Source organism: Microbulbifer pacificus (assembly GCF_002959965.1).
In the GTDB taxonomy this organism is placed as follows: Bacteria; Pseudomonadota; Gammaproteobacteria; order Pseudomonadales; family Cellvibrionaceae; genus Microbulbifer; species Microbulbifer pacificus_A.
The window spans coordinates 1,258,688-1,273,499 of record NZ_PREV01000026.1; the positions used below are offsets into that span (position 1 = coordinate 1,258,688).

At 57.9% G+C, this 14,812-nt stretch carries 15 protein-coding genes; 11 read left to right on the plus strand and 4 right to left on the minus strand.

The features are described 5' to 3' along the window. Nucleotides 1–62: 62 nt before the first annotated feature. Nucleotides 63–1,307 carry an OmpA family protein gene (locus C3938_RS05675; protein WP_158681582.1) on the minus strand — a complete coding sequence of 415 codons (1,245 nt, stop codon included), beginning with the start codon at nt 1,305–1,307 and terminating at the stop codon, nt 63–65. Between the two features lie 243 nt (nt 1,308–1,550). On the opposite strand from C3938_RS05675, the gene C3938_RS05680 reads away from it, so the two are divergent. Then, nucleotides 1,551–1,793, plus strand: coding sequence for a VF530 family DNA-binding protein (locus C3938_RS05680; protein WP_105102227.1), 243 nt, complete (start codon nt 1,551–1,553; stop codon nt 1,791–1,793). A gap of 40 nt (nt 1,794–1,833) precedes the next feature. On the opposite strand, the gene C3938_RS05685 is transcribed toward C3938_RS05680, so the two are convergent. After that, complete coding sequence (locus C3938_RS05685) at nt 1,834–4,725, minus strand: M16 family metallopeptidase (RefSeq protein WP_105102228.1); 2,892 nt, start codon at nt 4,723–4,725, stop codon at nt 1,834–1,836. Between the two features lie 224 nt (nt 4,726–4,949). Between C3938_RS05685 and C3938_RS05690 the strand changes: the two genes are divergently transcribed. The 4 genes from C3938_RS05690 to C3938_RS05705 all read left to right on the plus strand — a co-directional run bounded on the left by C3938_RS05690 (nt 4,950) and on the right by C3938_RS05705 (nt 8,255). Next, nucleotides 4,950–5,999, plus strand: coding sequence for an NAD(P)-dependent alcohol dehydrogenase (locus C3938_RS05690; protein WP_105102229.1), 1,050 nt, complete (start codon nt 4,950–4,952; stop codon nt 5,997–5,999). A gap of 48 nt (nt 6,000–6,047) precedes the next feature. Then, nucleotides 6,048–6,554: a GNAT family N-acetyltransferase gene (locus C3938_RS05695; RefSeq protein ID WP_105102230.1), complete on the plus strand. Its 507-nt coding sequence runs from the start codon at nt 6,048–6,050 to the stop codon at nt 6,552–6,554. Nucleotides 6,555–6,823: 269 nt separating this feature from the next. After that, nucleotides 6,824–7,510 carry a GNAT family N-acetyltransferase gene (locus C3938_RS05700; protein WP_105102231.1) on the plus strand — a complete coding sequence of 229 codons (687 nt, stop codon included), beginning with the start codon at nt 6,824–6,826 and terminating at the stop codon, nt 7,508–7,510. Between the two features lie 46 nt (nt 7,511–7,556). Further along, nucleotides 7,557–8,255 (plus strand): aspartate/glutamate racemase family protein, encoded by a 699-nt coding sequence (locus C3938_RS05705; RefSeq protein ID WP_105102232.1) that lies wholly within the window; start codon nt 7,557–7,559, stop codon nt 8,253–8,255. Nucleotides 8,256–8,284: 29 nt separating this feature from the next. Here the strand turns inward: C3938_RS05705 and C3938_RS05710 are convergent, their stop codons facing one another. Together C3938_RS05710 and C3938_RS05715 are read right to left on the minus strand one after the other, a co-directional pair. Then, nucleotides 8,285–8,689 (minus strand): GFA family protein, encoded by a 405-nt coding sequence (locus C3938_RS05710; protein WP_105102233.1) that lies wholly within the window; start codon nt 8,687–8,689, stop codon nt 8,285–8,287. Next, nucleotides 8,689–9,309, minus strand: a complete 621-nt coding sequence (locus C3938_RS05715) for a glutathione S-transferase family protein (RefSeq protein ID WP_105102234.1) — start codon at nt 9,307–9,309, stop codon at nt 8,689–8,691. Before C3938_RS05715 ends, C3938_RS05710 begins: the two co-directional genes overlap by 1 nt. A gap of 132 nt (nt 9,310–9,441) precedes the next feature. Between C3938_RS05715 and C3938_RS05720 the strand changes: the two genes are divergently transcribed. The 6 genes from C3938_RS05720 (at nt 9,442) to C3938_RS05745 (ending at nt 14,725) form a co-directional block, all read left to right on the plus strand. Then, nucleotides 9,442–10,407, plus strand: a complete 966-nt coding sequence (locus C3938_RS05720; RefSeq protein ID WP_105102235.1) for a helix-turn-helix transcriptional regulator — start codon at nt 9,442–9,444, stop codon at nt 10,405–10,407. Nucleotides 10,408–10,502: 95 nt separating this feature from the next. Next, the gene (locus C3938_RS05725) at nt 10,503–11,426 is read left to right on the plus strand and encodes a hypothetical protein (RefSeq protein ID WP_105102236.1); all 924 of its coding nucleotides are present in this window, start codon (nt 10,503–10,505) and stop codon (nt 11,424–11,426) included. Nucleotides 11,427–11,544: 118 nt separating this feature from the next. Then, on the plus strand, nt 11,545–12,828 hold the full coding sequence (locus C3938_RS05730) for a DEAD/DEAH box helicase (RefSeq protein ID WP_105102237.1): 1,284 nt from the start codon (nt 11,545–11,547) through the stop codon (nt 12,826–12,828). After that, nucleotides 12,825–13,718 carry a hypothetical protein gene (locus C3938_RS05735; RefSeq protein ID WP_105102238.1) on the plus strand — a complete coding sequence of 298 codons (894 nt, stop codon included), beginning with the start codon at nt 12,825–12,827 and terminating at the stop codon, nt 13,716–13,718. The genes C3938_RS05730 and C3938_RS05735 overlap by 4 nt, the downstream gene beginning before the upstream one ends. Before the next feature lie 123 nt (nt 13,719–13,841). Beyond that, on the plus strand, nt 13,842–14,255 hold the full coding sequence (locus tag C3938_RS05740; RefSeq protein ID WP_105102239.1) for a VOC family protein: 414 nt from the start codon (nt 13,842–13,844) through the stop codon (nt 14,253–14,255). 95 nt (nt 14,256–14,350) lie between these two features. Beyond that, nucleotides 14,351–14,725 carry a DUF1294 domain-containing protein gene (locus C3938_RS05745; protein WP_199775494.1) on the plus strand — a complete coding sequence of 125 codons (375 nt, stop codon included), beginning with the start codon at nt 14,351–14,353 and terminating at the stop codon, nt 14,723–14,725. Nucleotides 14,726–14,812: the final 87 nt, after the last annotated feature.

Here is a 14,812-nt window from a genome sequence, read left to right on the forward strand (position 1 = left end):
CCTCTTCGGCCACAAAAAAACCGCGGCGAGCCGCGGTTTTTTGTTTCCGTATCACATGTCGATTATTGCTGCTCGAAGGCAGTCACCTTCACCGCGATACGGCGATTTTTCTGCTTGCCCTCTTCGGTGCTGTTGTCCGCGACGGGGTTGGCAGAGCCGACACCTACCGCCGTCACACGGGCCGCGTCAATACCGGCACTCGTCAGCATCTGCATCACCGCCTGGGCGCGAGCTTCCGACAGTTTCTGATTCGCACCGGCATCGCCGTCAGAATCGGTGTGACCTTCGATGGCGATGGTCAGGCCGGGATTCTCCTGCATGATCGTAATCAGCGTCTGCACATCCGGCAGAGAGGCGGCGTTTGGCATGCTGCCATCGGTGGGGAACTCGATATTCAACGGGAACTCGCGGTTCGGATCGCGGCTGGCACTGGCCAGGTAATCCCGCAGTTGCTGGCCGAAATCTTCAACCACGACCGTATCCGTCTCTTCGGTAACTTCCGGAGCCGGTGTGGTATCCGTCTCTTCCGGTGGTGTCGCCGGGGTTTCCTCGACGATAACGTCGTCCTGCTCCGTGATCACCGCGCCGGTGCCGTCATCCACCCGCTCCTTCTTCGCACACATGTTCAGCGCCCAGAGTACGCCAAGTGCGATCAGCAGTGGCCACAGCCATTTTCCCCAGCCACTTTTTTTCACCGTCGGTGGAGGTGTCGCCGCTCTCGCGGTCTGACGCGGCGTGGTTTCCACTACGGTGCGCTCCGCCAACTCATCGAGATTGGAAGCGCCCAGTTCTTTCAGCAGGCCCGGAGGCAGTTTGTCTTTGATATGCGCTTTCTGTCCCAACAGCAGCGCCGCCAAACCCTCCATGTTCAGGCCCTTGCTTTTTACCAGCTTGCCCACCAGTGACATGATCACCGGTGCGGCAATACGCAGGAGACTGCTGCCCTTGGTCCCGTTCAGACCCAGTGCGCCGGTCAGCGCACTGAGTACGCCGTCTCGCTTGTCACCAAACAGGGACTCAACGATATTGCCACCCAGATCCTGCAGACTGGTCATCTTGTCCGGGCTGGTAAAAATATCCGCTGGATTGGAAAGATCCATGCCGGTGCTTTTGGTGGCCATATTCAACAGCGCACCCAACCCGCTCTCGCTGCCGGCCTTGTTCAACATGCCTGCGAGCACCGATGCCGCGCCGGTGGTGAACGCTGATTCACTTTTTCCGTCCGGCAGCCCCAGGGCATTGCCGAGCGCACCGAGACCAGATGAACCCAAATGGCGCACCGCCATTTCCAGTAGATTGTCAGCCATTTGCGTACCTCACGTTGCTTGCGGTGAAACCACTCTCAACAGTGTACGGCAGCTAAATCCTCCGGTTAGGCTGTTTCTGAATAAGCTTTTGAAGCGAGCATCGTGATTCGAAATGGCCGTGATGCGTCAGAGCCAGAGTGAGGGCCGGCAACATCAGCAAACGCGTCACGGGTGGATACCATCGCGGTGTACGCGCATAATTCCGCGCAGAGAACTTCCAGCCTTCGTTCACGGGAAACATACATGCAGGAATCACAGCCGAACAACCCACTGCACGGCGTCAAGCTCGCGGATATCGTCGAGGCGCTGGAAGCGCACTACGGTTGGGAGGGGCTGGCAGAACGGATTGATATCAACTGTTTCAAGAATGACCCATCGGTAAAATCCAGCCTGAAATTCCTGCGCAAGACCCCCTGGGCCCGCAGCAAGGTTGAGGCGCTATATATCGCCACATTCTGTCAGGAAAACCCCTGGATAAAATCCTGACAACCGGTAACCGAGGCGGCCACAGCCGCCTCGATAGCCATCAATCCGCGCTTTTCTGCTGTACCGATCCACTGTCCCACAGTACAACGTCCCCCTGTCCCAGCTTTTGCAAACGTTCAAACTGGCTCGCGCGGTCACCGACCACGACCCAGATCATTGAATCCGGCTGCATATATTCCCCGGCGATTCTCTGCACATCTTTTACCGTCATGGCCTTGGCGATGGCTTCACGCTGGCGCACATAATCCGCGGGCCAGCCGTAGTGGCTCATATTTTCCAGCAGACCGAGTTTGGCGCGCGCGGTTTCGAAGGCGCGGGCGTTACTGCGGACCAGATAGGAGCGCGAGGTTTCCAGATCCTGCTCGCTGTAGGTGGGTGCGTAGTCCTTGAGAATATCGTTGATCAACTGCACCGACTCCGCGGTGACATTGGCGCGCACACCGGAGCCAATCACAAAGGTACCCAGGTCTTTTTCACCATCGATCGCGGAGCGGATACCGTAGGTGTAACCCTTGCCCTCGCGCAGCTGTTGGGTGAGGCGCGAGGCAAAGCCGCCACCGCCGAGAATGTAGTTGGTGAACACCGCCGGGTAATAATCTTTTGACAGCGCGGACATGGCGGGGCGACCGATGCGCAGCACCGACTGTTTCGCATCCGGCACATCCACAAAATAAATGCCTGGTGCGGCGGCAACGGATTTCGGATCCGGCACGGTAACGTCGCGTTTGCCCCAGCTTTTGTTCAGGGTTTTCGCCGCCGTCATGAACTGCGTCTGGCTGATATCGCCCACCACATGAGCGCGACTCACCGTGGGCGACAGATAATTCCGGTGGAATGCCTTGAGGTCGTCCATGGTGATGGCCGCCACCGACGCTTCGCTGCCGAGAATGTCGTGCCCGCGAATGCTGTCCTTGCCATAGCGCAGCTGTGCAAACGCCTCGCTGGCGATGGCATTGGGCTCCGCCGCCGCGCGCCGGATCTGGCTGGCCACGTCGTTTTTCGCCAGCACCAGTTCCGCCACATCCCAGCGCGGCTCCAGCAACATTTCCTCCACCAGCGCGAACACCTTGTCGAAGTTGCGCGCGAGCGTGGTTACGTCAAAGCGGATGGCGTCGTCGGTGGCGGATACCGAAATCTCGGCGCCGAGGCTCTGGATCGCGGTTTCCAGCTCTTCCGGCGTGCGGTTTTTGGTACCGCGCTCCAGCAGCATGGCGGTGAGGTTGGCGACCCCGGGTTTGTCGGGACTGTCCTGCAGCTGGCCACCGTCGATCACCAGGCTGAAATTGACCACCGGCACTTCACTGTTCTCAATTCCAAAAATGCGCAGCCCATTGAGAAGCTTTTCCTCCCATACCGTCGGCACCGTGGTTTCCGCGGGAGCGCCGTAGGCGGGCTCGTGGGAGCGGTCGAAGCTGGACGGTGTCTTCTCGTACTCCGCCTGTGCGGTGGCATCGAACTGCTCTTCCGCACCGCTCACGATTTTTTCTTCCACGATTTCCGCTTTCGAGGAATCCGCCAGTGCCAACTCCACCTTGCCCTTGGGCACAAAGCTCGCCGCCACATACGGCTTGCCCTTGATGTACTTCTCGTACACCCGCTTCACATCGTCCGCAGTCACCGCCAGCAGACGCTGAATATCTTCGGAAACGTAGCTGGGGTTGTCGGCGTACACCTGATACTGCGCCAGCTGGAAACCCTTGCCGAGCACACTGGAGAGGCCCTCGTAAAACGCCACCTCCTGGCTGGCCTTGATGCGCTGCAGATCCTCTTCCGCAATGCCGTTTTTCTCAAACTGCGCGAACGCCTGCTGGATACCGTCGTAGACCTCGTCAAGGTCGCGCCCGGCAAACGCCTGTACTTCCAGCTGGATCTGGCCCGCCAGTTCGGATTCGTAACTGCCCATGGATACATCGGCGGTGAGCTGCTTGTCTTCCACCAGCACCTTGTACAGCGGCGCGCGCTTGCCATCCGAGAGATATTCCGTCAGCACCGCCAGCGGGTAACTGTCGGGGTTGTAGCGCTCCACCGATGGCCACGCCAACGTGAGTTGCGGCTCGCGTGCGAAAATGTCCTCGTGATAGCGGCGCACGCTCTGCTTCAATACCGCGGGCTGCTTGGCCGCCTGCTCGATGTCCTGGCCGGAGGGGATTTCCGCAAAGTATTTTTCCACCAGCTTGCGCGCCTGCACCGGATCGAAGTCACCGGAAACCACCAGCACCATATTGTTGGGCACGTACCAGCGGCGGAAGAATTCCTTCACATCATCCAGCGTCGCCTCCTGCAGATCTTCCAGTGAGCCGATTACCTGCCAGCTGTACGGGTGACCCTCCGGGTAGAGGTTGCGGTCGATCACGTACTGGGTGTGGCCATAGGGGCGGTTGTCGTAGCTCTGGCGCTTCTCGTTCTTCACCACCTGTTTTTCTTTTGCCAGCACCGGATCGGTCACGGTGTTAATAAACCAGCCCAGCTTGTCGGCCTCGGCCCACAGCATTTTTTCCAGCGCGTCTTTCGGCACCGTCTGGTAGTAATTGGTGACATCGCGAGAGGTAGAGCCGTTGGCGCCGGAGCCGCCGATACGCGCACTCATGGCATCCAGCCCGCCCTTGCCCAGGTTTTCCGACTCCAGAAACAAAAGGTGCTCAAACAGGTGTGCAAACCCGGTGCGCCCCTCCTTCTCCCGCGCGGAACCCACGTGCGCCGTCAGCGACACCGCCACCACCGGATCGGAGCGGTCCACATGAAAAATAACCTGCAAACCATTATCCAGCTTGAACTCGTCGTAATTGATGACGAACTGGGTGGATGGTTTGTTTTCAGGCTCATGGGCCGACCCGGGGTCGGACGGTCCCGAGCGGTCGCAGCCGATCAGCCCGAGGCAGGGAATGGATACCGCGGCCAGCACGGCCATGGAAGCGGTCAAGTTCCGGAGCATGTAGGGAATTCCTGTGCGTAGTTATGCACAGGAAGATAGCAGGCAGCGTGGGCAGAGGCGACCGGATAGGAGTCGCATTAACCGGAATACGCGCCCAACGGTCGAAGCCACATATCCGGCGGCAAAACTCCCGGCCAGACCCATTGCTTTTAAATCCACTTACCTACACTGAAGACACCCGGAAAACTCGCTTAACCCCCACCAAAACCCATCACGGAGCCCCCATGAAAACCATCGGTTACGCCGCACAAAGCGCCGGCGACATCCTCGCCCCCTGGGAATTCGAGCGCCGCGCGCTGCGCCCCAACGACGTGGCCATGGAAGTACTGTACTGCGGCATCTGCTACACCGACATCCACCAGGTAGAGAACGACTGGGGCTGGGGCATATTCCCGATGGTGCCCGGCCATGAAATCGTCGGGCGCGTGATCGACGTGGGCGAGGACGTCACCCAGTTCAAAAAAGGCGACACCGTGGCGGTGGGCTGCATGGTGGACTCCTGCCAGGAGTGCGACCAGTGCCACCACGGCGAGGAACAGTTCTGCCGCGAGGGCATGACCCTCACCTACGCCGGGCGCGACCGCATTACCGGCGAGATCACCCAGGGTGGTTACTCCAAGCACCTTGTGTGCCGGGAAGAATTCGTACTGCATATACCCGATGGCCTCGACCTCTCGCGGGTGGCGCCATTGCTGTGCGCCGGCATCACCACCTATTCCCCCCTGCGCCACTGGAACATCGGCCCCGGCAGCCAGGTAGGTGTGATCGGCCTCGGCGGGCTCGGGCACATGGCAGTAAAACTGGCGGTGGGTCTCGGCGCCGATGTCACCGTGCTGAGCCGCAGCGACGACAAGGAAGCCGACGCACTGGATCTCGGCGCCGACGGTTTGCTCGTCTCCACCGATGCCACGGCGATGGAAGCCGCGCAGTCCTCCTTCGACCTGATCATCGACACCATTCCCGTCAAGCACGACCTCACCCCCTACCTGCGCCTGCTCGATATCAACGGCGGGCTGGTGCTGCTGGGCCAGATAGGCCCAATTGAGGAAATCGACAGCGAACCGGTAGTGATGGGCCGCCGCTGCATCGTCGGCTCCGCCATCGGCGGCATCGCCGAAACCCAGGAGCTGATCGACTTCTGTGCCAAGAAAAATATCCTGCCGGAATGCGAGGTGATAGAAATCAGCGAAGTGAACGATGCGCTTGAACGGTTGAAGCGCTCCGACGTACGCTACCGTTTTGTCATCGACATGGCCTCACTGGCCGCGCCCTGAGCGCAGCAGCGGCCCTGGTCGATAACCACCTCAACCGCAGGCCGAGCATTGGAACTTCAGATTCGCACAGAAAACCCTGGTGACATTGACGCCATCCACCGCGTCACCGAGCAGGCATTCCGGGACGCCCCACACACGGATCATAACGAGCAATTTATTGTGGCCGCGCTGCGGCGCGCCGGTGCCCTGACACTCTCCCTCGTCGCAGAAGCCGATAAAAAAGTGATCGGCCATGTAGCCATCTCTCCGGTTAGCGTGAGTGATGGTGCCCGCGGCTGGTTCGGGCTGGGGCCGATCTCCGTGCTGCCGGAGTTCCAGCAGCAGGGTGTGGGCTCAAGATTGATGCAACGCGCACTCGCCGATCTCGAAGGAATGGGCGCGGCGGGCTGCGTGGTGCTCGGCGACCCCGGTTACTACGGCCGCTTCGGGTTCCAGGCGGTTGAAGGACTGATCTACCCCGGCGTACCACCGGAGTATTTCCAGGCTCGAGTCTTTACCGGCAAGTTCCCGCAGGGAGAAGTCGCGTACCATCGTGCGTTTTCGGCGCAAAGTTAAAGGTACACCGGGCTTCTTCAACTACTCCCGAACTCAGACCAATGCTATCGACAACAACGACTGCCTGCTGATCAATGCCTTCTAGCAGCCGGCCACCAACACCGGCTAGTGCGATACACTGGCGGAGCACGCCAAGCAGGCTTACTAAGCCCCGGCGGCCGAATAGCCAATCCCGGAAGGCGGCGTGTAGTGGTCAACTCATTTTGGCCACTGCTCTTTGAGCATTTCCCAATTGCAAGACGATGCAAAGTTTTTAGTGAGCCATAATCATGTATCTGAAAAGTGCGAATAAAACTGAGCCCAAGGAAGTATCTGATATTGGATTTCGTCCATGTCGTGCACAAGACGTAGATACCGCAGTACCACTGATTTACAGCTCTGGGCCGGCCGCCTTCGATTACGTCTTTTGTGATGGCGAAAAACAGCAGGCACAAGAATTTCTTCGTTATGCCTTTGTTCGCGGCAATTCGGAATTTGGTTATCGACAGCATATCGCCGCAGTGATTGATGATCAGGTGGTAGCCGTTGGTGCGGTGCGTAGAAGTAACCAAAATCTGCCTTTTACACTCTCTGCTTTCATGGACATTGTGCGCTTTTATTCCCCTTTTGCTGCGGCTCGTACCGTCGCTCGCGGCCTTCGTACCGAGATGGTTATCAGCCCACCGAAGGCCGGGATAGGTGTTATCTATCACCTCGGTGTAGCTGAGAGTCGCCGTGGCCAAGGGATCGGTCGCGCGCTGATCGCGGAGCTAACGGAAAATATACAGCAGCAGTCGCTGCCGGTTGCGGCTCTGGATGTTGCTGAAACGAACCCGAGGGCGAAGGAACTGTATTTACGACTTGGCTTTATCGCGAAACGCACGAAGCATTCGTCACTGCAGTCCAAATTTGGCCGGGTTACCGATCACACATATATGGAAATCAATTTTGGCAACGGCAACCAACTGAAGTTATAGATATTCCATTTACGATAAAGACAAGGAAAAAACCGAAACTTTTGATATGAAAACAATCGGGCTACTAGGTGGAATGAGCTGGGAGTCCACCCTCAGCTATTACAAAGCCATCAACGAGCAGGTAAAGAACCAGCTGGGCGGGCTGCATTCCGCCAGGATTGTTCTCTACAGCGTCGACTTCGCGGAAATCGAAAAGCTTCAGCATGAGGGCAATTGGACGACGTGCGCGGAGATACTGGCCCAGGCCGCCCAGTCTGTGGAGCGCGGCGGTGCCGATTTTCTGCTGATCTGTACCAACACCATGCACAAGGTGTTCGATGCCATCGAAGCGCAGATCTCCATCCCTGTCCTGCATATCGCGGATGCGACGGCGGATTCCCTGCTGCGCGACAACATAAAAACCGTAGGCCTTCTTGGTACACGCTTCACCATGGAGCAGGATTTCTACAAAGGCCGGCTGACGGAAAACTTTGGTATTGAGGTGATCACGCCAAGTCCAGAGGAGCAGGCCTTGGTCCACGATGTGATTTACCAGGAGCTGTGCCAAGGCATTGTGAAAGCGGGGTCAAAGGCGCGGTATCTTGAGATCATTGAGAGCCTCCACGAGCGCGGGGCACAGGCGGTGATCCTTGGTTGTACTGAAATCGCGCTGCTGGTGCAGCAGATTGATACTGATGTTCCGCTCTACGACACCACCGGGATTCATGCGAACCGTGCGGTGGCCTACGCGCTGTCATCCGAGTAGCGGGCGGCCGCGTTGGGCCGCCCTAGTGGTCACAGGTGACGGGTTTCCGCTGGGGTGTTGAACCAGTTATCGTCGCGCCCATCGAGATACCGGACCGGTGAATCGATCAGCTCCTGCGGGGTGACGTTGTCCAGCGTCGCCACATGGATGGCAACATAGTCGCCGCCGATTTCTTCCACATAGCCCTTGCCGAAAGAGCGCACACCGCAGTGTTTGCAGAACAGGTGATGGGCCTGCTTGCCGGCAAACTGATAGTCGCTGAGGGCGTCCTCTCCCTGCAGCAGCCGGAAGTCGCCGGGCTTGATCAGCGCGTTCCACTCGCGGGTTTTGGTGCAGATGGAGCAGTTGCATTTGCCGGTGCCGGCACTCAGGTCGATATCCGCTTCATACTGCACGGCGCCGCAATGGCAGCTGCCCTGGTAGGTCTTTTTCATCACGCTTTCTCCATCAGCGCGTCGTCTTTTTCCATGGCGCGGCGGTAGGCGTCGCGGTCGGTGACGCGGCGGGCGTAGTCGACGAATTCCACACGCTTTTCAATGGTGCCGAATTGCAGCCCCCAGTTGATCTGTGACCCCACATATACATCGGCCGCGGTGAAGCGCTCGCCGGTGACATAGGTGTGGCCCATAAACCACTGGGAGAGGTTGTCGAGCACGGCCGCGTAGCTGCCGTAGCCCACCATCATCTGTTTCTCGGCATCCGGCTCCACGCCGAAGGTTTTGAAGTCGATAATGGACGATTCCAGCGGCCCCGCGGCAAAGAACAGCCAGCGGTAATAGCTGGCGCGCTCTTCCGGCTTGGGCGCAAGGCCCGCCTGCGGAAAGGCTTCTGCCAGGTAGGCGCAGATGGCCGCGCCCTCGGTGACTACGTCACTGCCGTGCACGATGGCCGGCACTTTGCCCATGGGGTTGATCTTGCGGTACGCGGGCGCCTTCATGCTGCCGCCGTATTCGAGGATCTCTGCGCGATAGGGCGCACCCACTTCTTCCAGCATCCAGCGCGCAATGCGGCCGCGGGATTGGGGGTTGGTGTAGAGAATCACTTCGTCCGTCATAGGGCACTCCATTTCTTTGTTGGTATTTCATGTTCATTCGCTCGTGTCTGGGGGGCGTGTGACCCGAACGCGAGCACTGTAAATCCTAAATAGGCTATATTCCGCCCTAATAAATTGAGCGGGATGCAATTCATGTCGAATCCGACGACGCGCGTGCTGACACTGCTGGAACTGCTGCAGAGCCATGGCAACGCCAGTGGCAGCGCACTGGCGCAGATGCTCGGGGTGGATGGCCGCACGCTGCGCCGCTACATCGCGACGCTGGAGGAGATCGGCATTCCGCTGACCGCGGAGCGCGGGCGCCACGGCGGCTACAAGTTAGTGTCTGGTTACAAGCTGCCGCCGATGATGTTCACCAACGAGGAAACCCTCGCCATCTCCCTCGGCCTGCTGGCGGCGCGCAGCCTCAGTGTAGGCGAGGTCTCCACCGCTGTGGCCAGTGCCCAGGCCAAGCTGGAGCGGGTAATGCCACAGAAACTGAAGCAGCAGCTGCGCGCGCTGAATGAGAGCGTCACCCTGGACCTGGTGCCGCAAGAGGCGCCTGACACCTCCACCCTGGCCACCCTGGCTGCGGCCACCCAGAACCGGCACCGCACGGTGTTCGACTATATCGGCGGCAGCAAAAACGAAAGCGATGGAGAAGTCGCAACACGACGGGAGTTCGACCCCTACGGCCTGGTGTTCCGCCGCGGCCGCTGGTATGCGGTGGGCCACTGCCATTTGCGCACGGAACTCCGCACCTTCCGCCTCGACCGCATGCGGCAGTTGCGCGCGCTGGATATCCCGTTCCGGCGGCCGCAGGATTTTGATGCGAGCGCGTATCTCACCAGTAGCTTTGCCAGTATGGATTCGGGCTTTGAGGTGAAGTTGCTGCTGCACACGGACCTCGCGAGCGCCAGTGCGGTGCTCACCGAGGAAATGGGACTGCTGACCCCGAAAGGAAATGCCGTGGTATGGCGCACACACACCGGCTGCCTGAACTGGCTCGCCGCGCAACTTGCACGCCTGCCCTTCGATTTCGAGATTCTCACCCCAATGGCATTGAAAGTGGAACTGCGCCAACAGGCGCAGCGATTGCTGGCGATGACGGCAGATTGATAGGTTACCTAGCCACCTGTAGCACAGGCACACGCGTCCAGTCGCGAGATTGCCTTCGGCTAGTATTAGGAAGATCTCATTTCTGGTCGTGCTCTATGCTTGTAAAAGTACTTTTCCCAATTTTCGCGTTGTTGTTATCGGATATGGTCAGTGGTGAAACCATAGCTTCTCGCAGGCAAAACCTGGACAACGTGGCGATAGTCGACCGCTTTCGGATTTTTTACTCGCTGTCGGGAATAGATGCGCTTCCACCTGAAAGACGTATCGATCTGAATAAAAACGGGACGCCGGACTATATCGAGAAGCTGGCGCGTCGGTTTATCCACGTCGACCGGTTTTACAGAGAAGATGTGGGTTTGGTATCCCCACTGGATAGTGACCGCTACCGGGGGCATGCGTCTTACATAGACATAAACCTGATAGATCTAGCCAGGAATAAAAAAGGCCCCAAAAATGGTATTGCTTATGATGGAACGCCAAAAATAGACCGATCTGCCGCAAGCCAGAAATCTGTCAACGTTCTGTTGATTGACTTATCCAACGCTCTCAGCTGGGAAAACAGATCCGTGGAGCACGAGTTGTTCCACCTTTACCAGAATGGATATACGTATTTCAAAAACCCCTGGTACACGGAGGGTACTGCCAGATGGTCTGAATATGTGATGGATGGGCGCATAGGCGCAGGAGGTACACTTCCTCGCACCAAAGATCAGCTGCATATGTTGTTCGGGAAAAAGTACGATGCCAGTTCCTTCTGGAATGAACTGATACTGCGCTGCGACATGGCGGATCGTGGAAAAAATTTCATCAGACATTTATTGGAAGCACTCAAGGAACTCGATAGTGTCGCCGCCGAAGACCGGCAGATGAACACTACCAACTGGAAGGAATCTGAACAGCGGAGTAAAGACAACGATCCATATATATGGCGTGCGGTATTGAAAGCCATGGAGGCTATGGAATTCCCGGTTTCCAGTGACAAAGAGATAAGTGCCCTGTTCCAGCTTTCTGGCGGTTAATCATTCGATAAACGCCAGGCTACAAATACCCCCATCCGTTACCACATTTGCTGTTACCATGCCGCGCTGAAACCAGCCACCGATTATTTTTTGGCCAACACCCGTACAGAGAGTCCCGATGACATTCCGCACCCTGGGATTGAGCGAGTCGATCCTGCAAGCCCTTGAAGACAAGGGCTATGCAACCCCCACCGAGATCCAGCGCAAGGCGATTCCCGCCATTCTGGACGGGCGCGATGTGACCGCGACCGCGCAGACAGGCACCGGCAAAACCGCCGCGTTTGTATTGCCGATTCTGCAGTCACTGGGTGAGACACAAGGGCGCCGCCCCAAGCGCTTCCGCGCGCTGATCCTCGTGCCCACCCGCGAGCTGGCCATGCAGGTGCAGGACAATATCGAGCTGTATGGCAAGCATCTGGCCGTTTCCTCCATGGCGATGGTGGGTGGTGTCGACCTGGAGCCGCAGAAGCAGCGGTTGATCGAGGGTGTGGATATTGTGGTCGCCACCCCCGGTCGCCTGCTGGATCTCGCGTACCAGCGCGCACTCTACTTCGATGAACTGGAAGTCCTGGTGCTGGATGAAGCGGACCGCATGCTGGATATGGGGTTTATCGACGACCTTGAAAAAATCATCGCGCGCCTGCCGGCGGAGCGCCAGAGCCTGCTGTTCTCTGCGACCCTGTCGAACCAGGTAAAGTCGCTGGCCAGATCGGTGGTCAACGACCCGGTGGATGTCTCTGTTTCCGTCACCCAGAAGACAGCACCGAAAATCTCCCAGTGGCTGATCGCCGTGGACAAACACAACAAATCGGCGCTGCTCAGCCACCTGATCAACGAGCGCAACTGGACCCAGGCGCTGATCTTTATCCGCACCCAGCACGGCGCGGCGAAGCTGGTGAGCCAGCTGGAAAAGCGCGGCATCAAGGCGGAGGCGATTCACGGCGGCAAGAGCCAGGCCTCGCGCTCAAAAATTCTTGCGGATTTCAAATCCGGTGAACTGAGCATACTCGTTGCCACCGGCGTGGCCGCGCGCGGGATTGATATCGATGAACTGGCGCGAGTGGTCAACTACGATATGCCCGACGAGGCCGACGAATATATCCACCGCATCGGTCGCACCGGCCGCGCCGGTTTATCCGGCGAGGCGGTTTCCTTGGTATCCAAGGACGATTTCAAGCGCCTGTGTGCGGTGGAGCGTCGGCTGGGCAAAATCATCGACCGGGTTACTATCGAAGAATTCCCGGTGGTCAAAGATCTGCCGCCGTCCAATTTAAACTTTGTTTCCAAAAGTGCTAAAACACCCAAGCACAACAGAAAAGAAAACCACACCAAGAAAGAAAGCCACACCGCGAAGGCCGCAGAGCCCGCCGCCAAAACACCCTGGGGAGGCATCAGGAAATGATCGGTTCCAATTTCCGGAGCAAGGTGCGCATTCTCTTTGCCATCGTACTGACCGCTCTCAGCACTGCGGCCTCTGCCGCGTCGGATTTCTTTGCCAACCCGCAGCTGCAGCGCCAGGCGCCGGCGGCCTTTGCGCTGCAGCCGGAGGCGCGGGGCTTTTTACAACCTGCGTTCCAGCAAACCCTGACGCAGGGCGATGCACTGGTGGCCGCGATCCGCGAGGACAAGCAACTGGCAGAGGCCATTGCCCGTTGGCCCAGCCTGTCGATGGAACAGCAGGTTCCCTATCTCAAGAAGCTGTTTGCTCTGGAAACTTCGGTCATGGGTATCGAGCCCCCCAGGCTTCTGATCGACAACCACAGTTATCCGGGGCGCACGGTGTACTTCGACTTCGATCCGAAGGTGCCCTCTACGGGTACCGTGTACCTGAACCCGGAAAAGCTGGCTGAGCGCCCCAGGTACGAATCTCTGGCGTTTTTGCTGCACGAAACTCGCCATTCGTTCCAGTTCCAGCGGGCGTTTGGCAATGCCGCTCCCGCAAGTGCCGTTGAACGCGGCTTTGCGGCGGCATTTGAAGCGCAAAAGAGCCTGAAAGGTTTCTCGTTCAGCGATTTTCTCACGCTGTTGAATGAGTACGAGGCCTTCCAGTTTGCCAATTACGTACTGGGCCAGCTGACAAACTGGCAACTGGAAATGACGGACATGGGCACCTTTGCCAGCCAGTTCGACAAACACGGTGAACTCAAGATCGATTTGATTGCTTTGGCCGCGGAGCAATCCGACCTCAGCCTGCTGGAGCGCTACAACAGTCTGGCCGAGGCGCAGTACCAGTTGCGCCAACAGAAGTCAGCGGTGACCGGGGATTCCGGGAAGAAGAACGAAAAAGACTGATAGCGACCTCACGCAGGCAGATTTGGCCGCCAAAAAAATTTCCGCCGCTGTCGATTTCAGATCAGGCTCTGCGACTATTGGGTACCAACGCAATCCATCGTTGGATCAATTTGAGGAAAGACCATGTCCAGAATGATGTTTGTGAACCTGCCAGTAACCGACCTGGGAAAATCCATCGAGTTCTTCTCCCGGCTGGGCTTTGAATTCAATCCCCAGTTTACCGACGAGACTGCGACATGCATGATCGTCGGCGAGACCAATTTCGTCATGTTGCTGACCCGGGAAAAGTTCAGCAGTTTCACACCCGGCCTCGATATTTGCGATACCGGGAAGAGCACCGAGGTGCTGGTGTGCCTGTCCGCCGACAGCCGCGCTGAAGTAGACGCCCTGCTCGACAAGGCGGTAGTCGCCGGCGGCAGCAATTTCCGCGAGCCGGAAGATTACGGTTTTATGTACGGCCGCTCCTTCCGGGATCTGGACGGACATATCTGGGAAATCATGTGGATGGATGCTGCGGCGGTGCAGCAGGCCAACTGATATACAGAGAGAATGGGCAGTATATGTCTCATAGGAAGTCGCCGGCGGGGAAACGCAAACCCAATCGCACCTCCCCGGGCGGCTTTCCCCCGTCTTTGTTCGTCTTAATCTTTTTTGGTCTGCTTGCCGTTTCCGTGGCCATTGGAAAATTGCCCCCGGTGGTACTGCTGTTCTACCTCGGTATCAGCCTGCTGACCTACCTGATTTACTATTTGGACAAATCTGCGGCGCGCAGTGGCAGCTGGCGTACTAAGGAGAGTACTCTCCATCTGTTGTCTCTGCTGGGTGGTTGGCCCGGTGCGTGGTTCGCACAGCAGCAGTTCCGACACAAGACCCGCAAACAGCCGTTCCGGTTTATTTTCTGGCTGACGGTGCTCGCAAATCTCGGCGTGCTGGCCTGGCTACATACCGCGGAGGGTGGAAATTATCTCAGTACGCTGTTGGGCGCTTACCGCGACTTTTCTTTTTAACGCTGAAAGAGTGTTCACTCGGATACATAAAGGCAAACCAATATCTGGTTTGCCTTTATGTGCCTGTTGAGGCGGGAGCCACAATAC

What these genes read in the sequence shown, in the direction of transcription:
- C3938_RS05675 (WP_158681582.1), bottom strand. Translation starts at nt 1,307, where the DNA reads ATGGCTGACAATCTACTGGAAATGGCGGTGCGCCATTTGGGTTCATCT.
- C3938_RS05680 (WP_105102227.1), top strand. Translation starts at nt 1,551, where the DNA reads ATGCAGGAATCACAGCCGAACAACCCACTGCACGGCGTCAAGCTCGCG.
- C3938_RS05685 (WP_105102228.1), bottom strand. Translation starts at nt 4,725, where the DNA reads ATGCTCCGGAACTTGACCGCTTCCATGGCCGTGCTGGCCGCGGTATCC.
- C3938_RS05690 (WP_105102229.1), top strand. Translation starts at nt 4,950, where the DNA reads ATGAAAACCATCGGTTACGCCGCACAAAGCGCCGGCGACATCCTCGCC.
- C3938_RS05700 (WP_105102231.1), top strand. Translation starts at nt 6,824, where the DNA reads ATGTATCTGAAAAGTGCGAATAAAACTGAGCCCAAGGAAGTATCTGAT.
- C3938_RS05705 (WP_105102232.1), top strand. Translation starts at nt 7,557, where the DNA reads ATGAAAACAATCGGGCTACTAGGTGGAATGAGCTGGGAGTCCACCCTC.
- C3938_RS05710 (WP_105102233.1), bottom strand. Translation starts at nt 8,689, where the DNA reads ATGAAAAAGACCTACCAGGGCAGCTGCCATTGCGGCGCCGTGCAGTAT.
- C3938_RS05715 (WP_105102234.1), bottom strand. Translation starts at nt 9,309, where the DNA reads ATGACGGACGAAGTGATTCTCTACACCAACCCCCAATCCCGCGGCCGC.
- C3938_RS05720 (WP_105102235.1), top strand. Translation starts at nt 9,442, where the DNA reads ATGTCGAATCCGACGACGCGCGTGCTGACACTGCTGGAACTGCTGCAG.
- C3938_RS05725 (WP_105102236.1), top strand. Translation starts at nt 10,503, where the DNA reads ATGCTTGTAAAAGTACTTTTCCCAATTTTCGCGTTGTTGTTATCGGAT.
- C3938_RS05730 (WP_105102237.1), top strand. Translation starts at nt 11,545, where the DNA reads ATGACATTCCGCACCCTGGGATTGAGCGAGTCGATCCTGCAAGCCCTT.
- C3938_RS05735 (WP_105102238.1), top strand. Translation starts at nt 12,825, where the DNA reads ATGATCGGTTCCAATTTCCGGAGCAAGGTGCGCATTCTCTTTGCCATC.
- C3938_RS05740 (WP_105102239.1), top strand. Translation starts at nt 13,842, where the DNA reads ATGTCCAGAATGATGTTTGTGAACCTGCCAGTAACCGACCTGGGAAAA.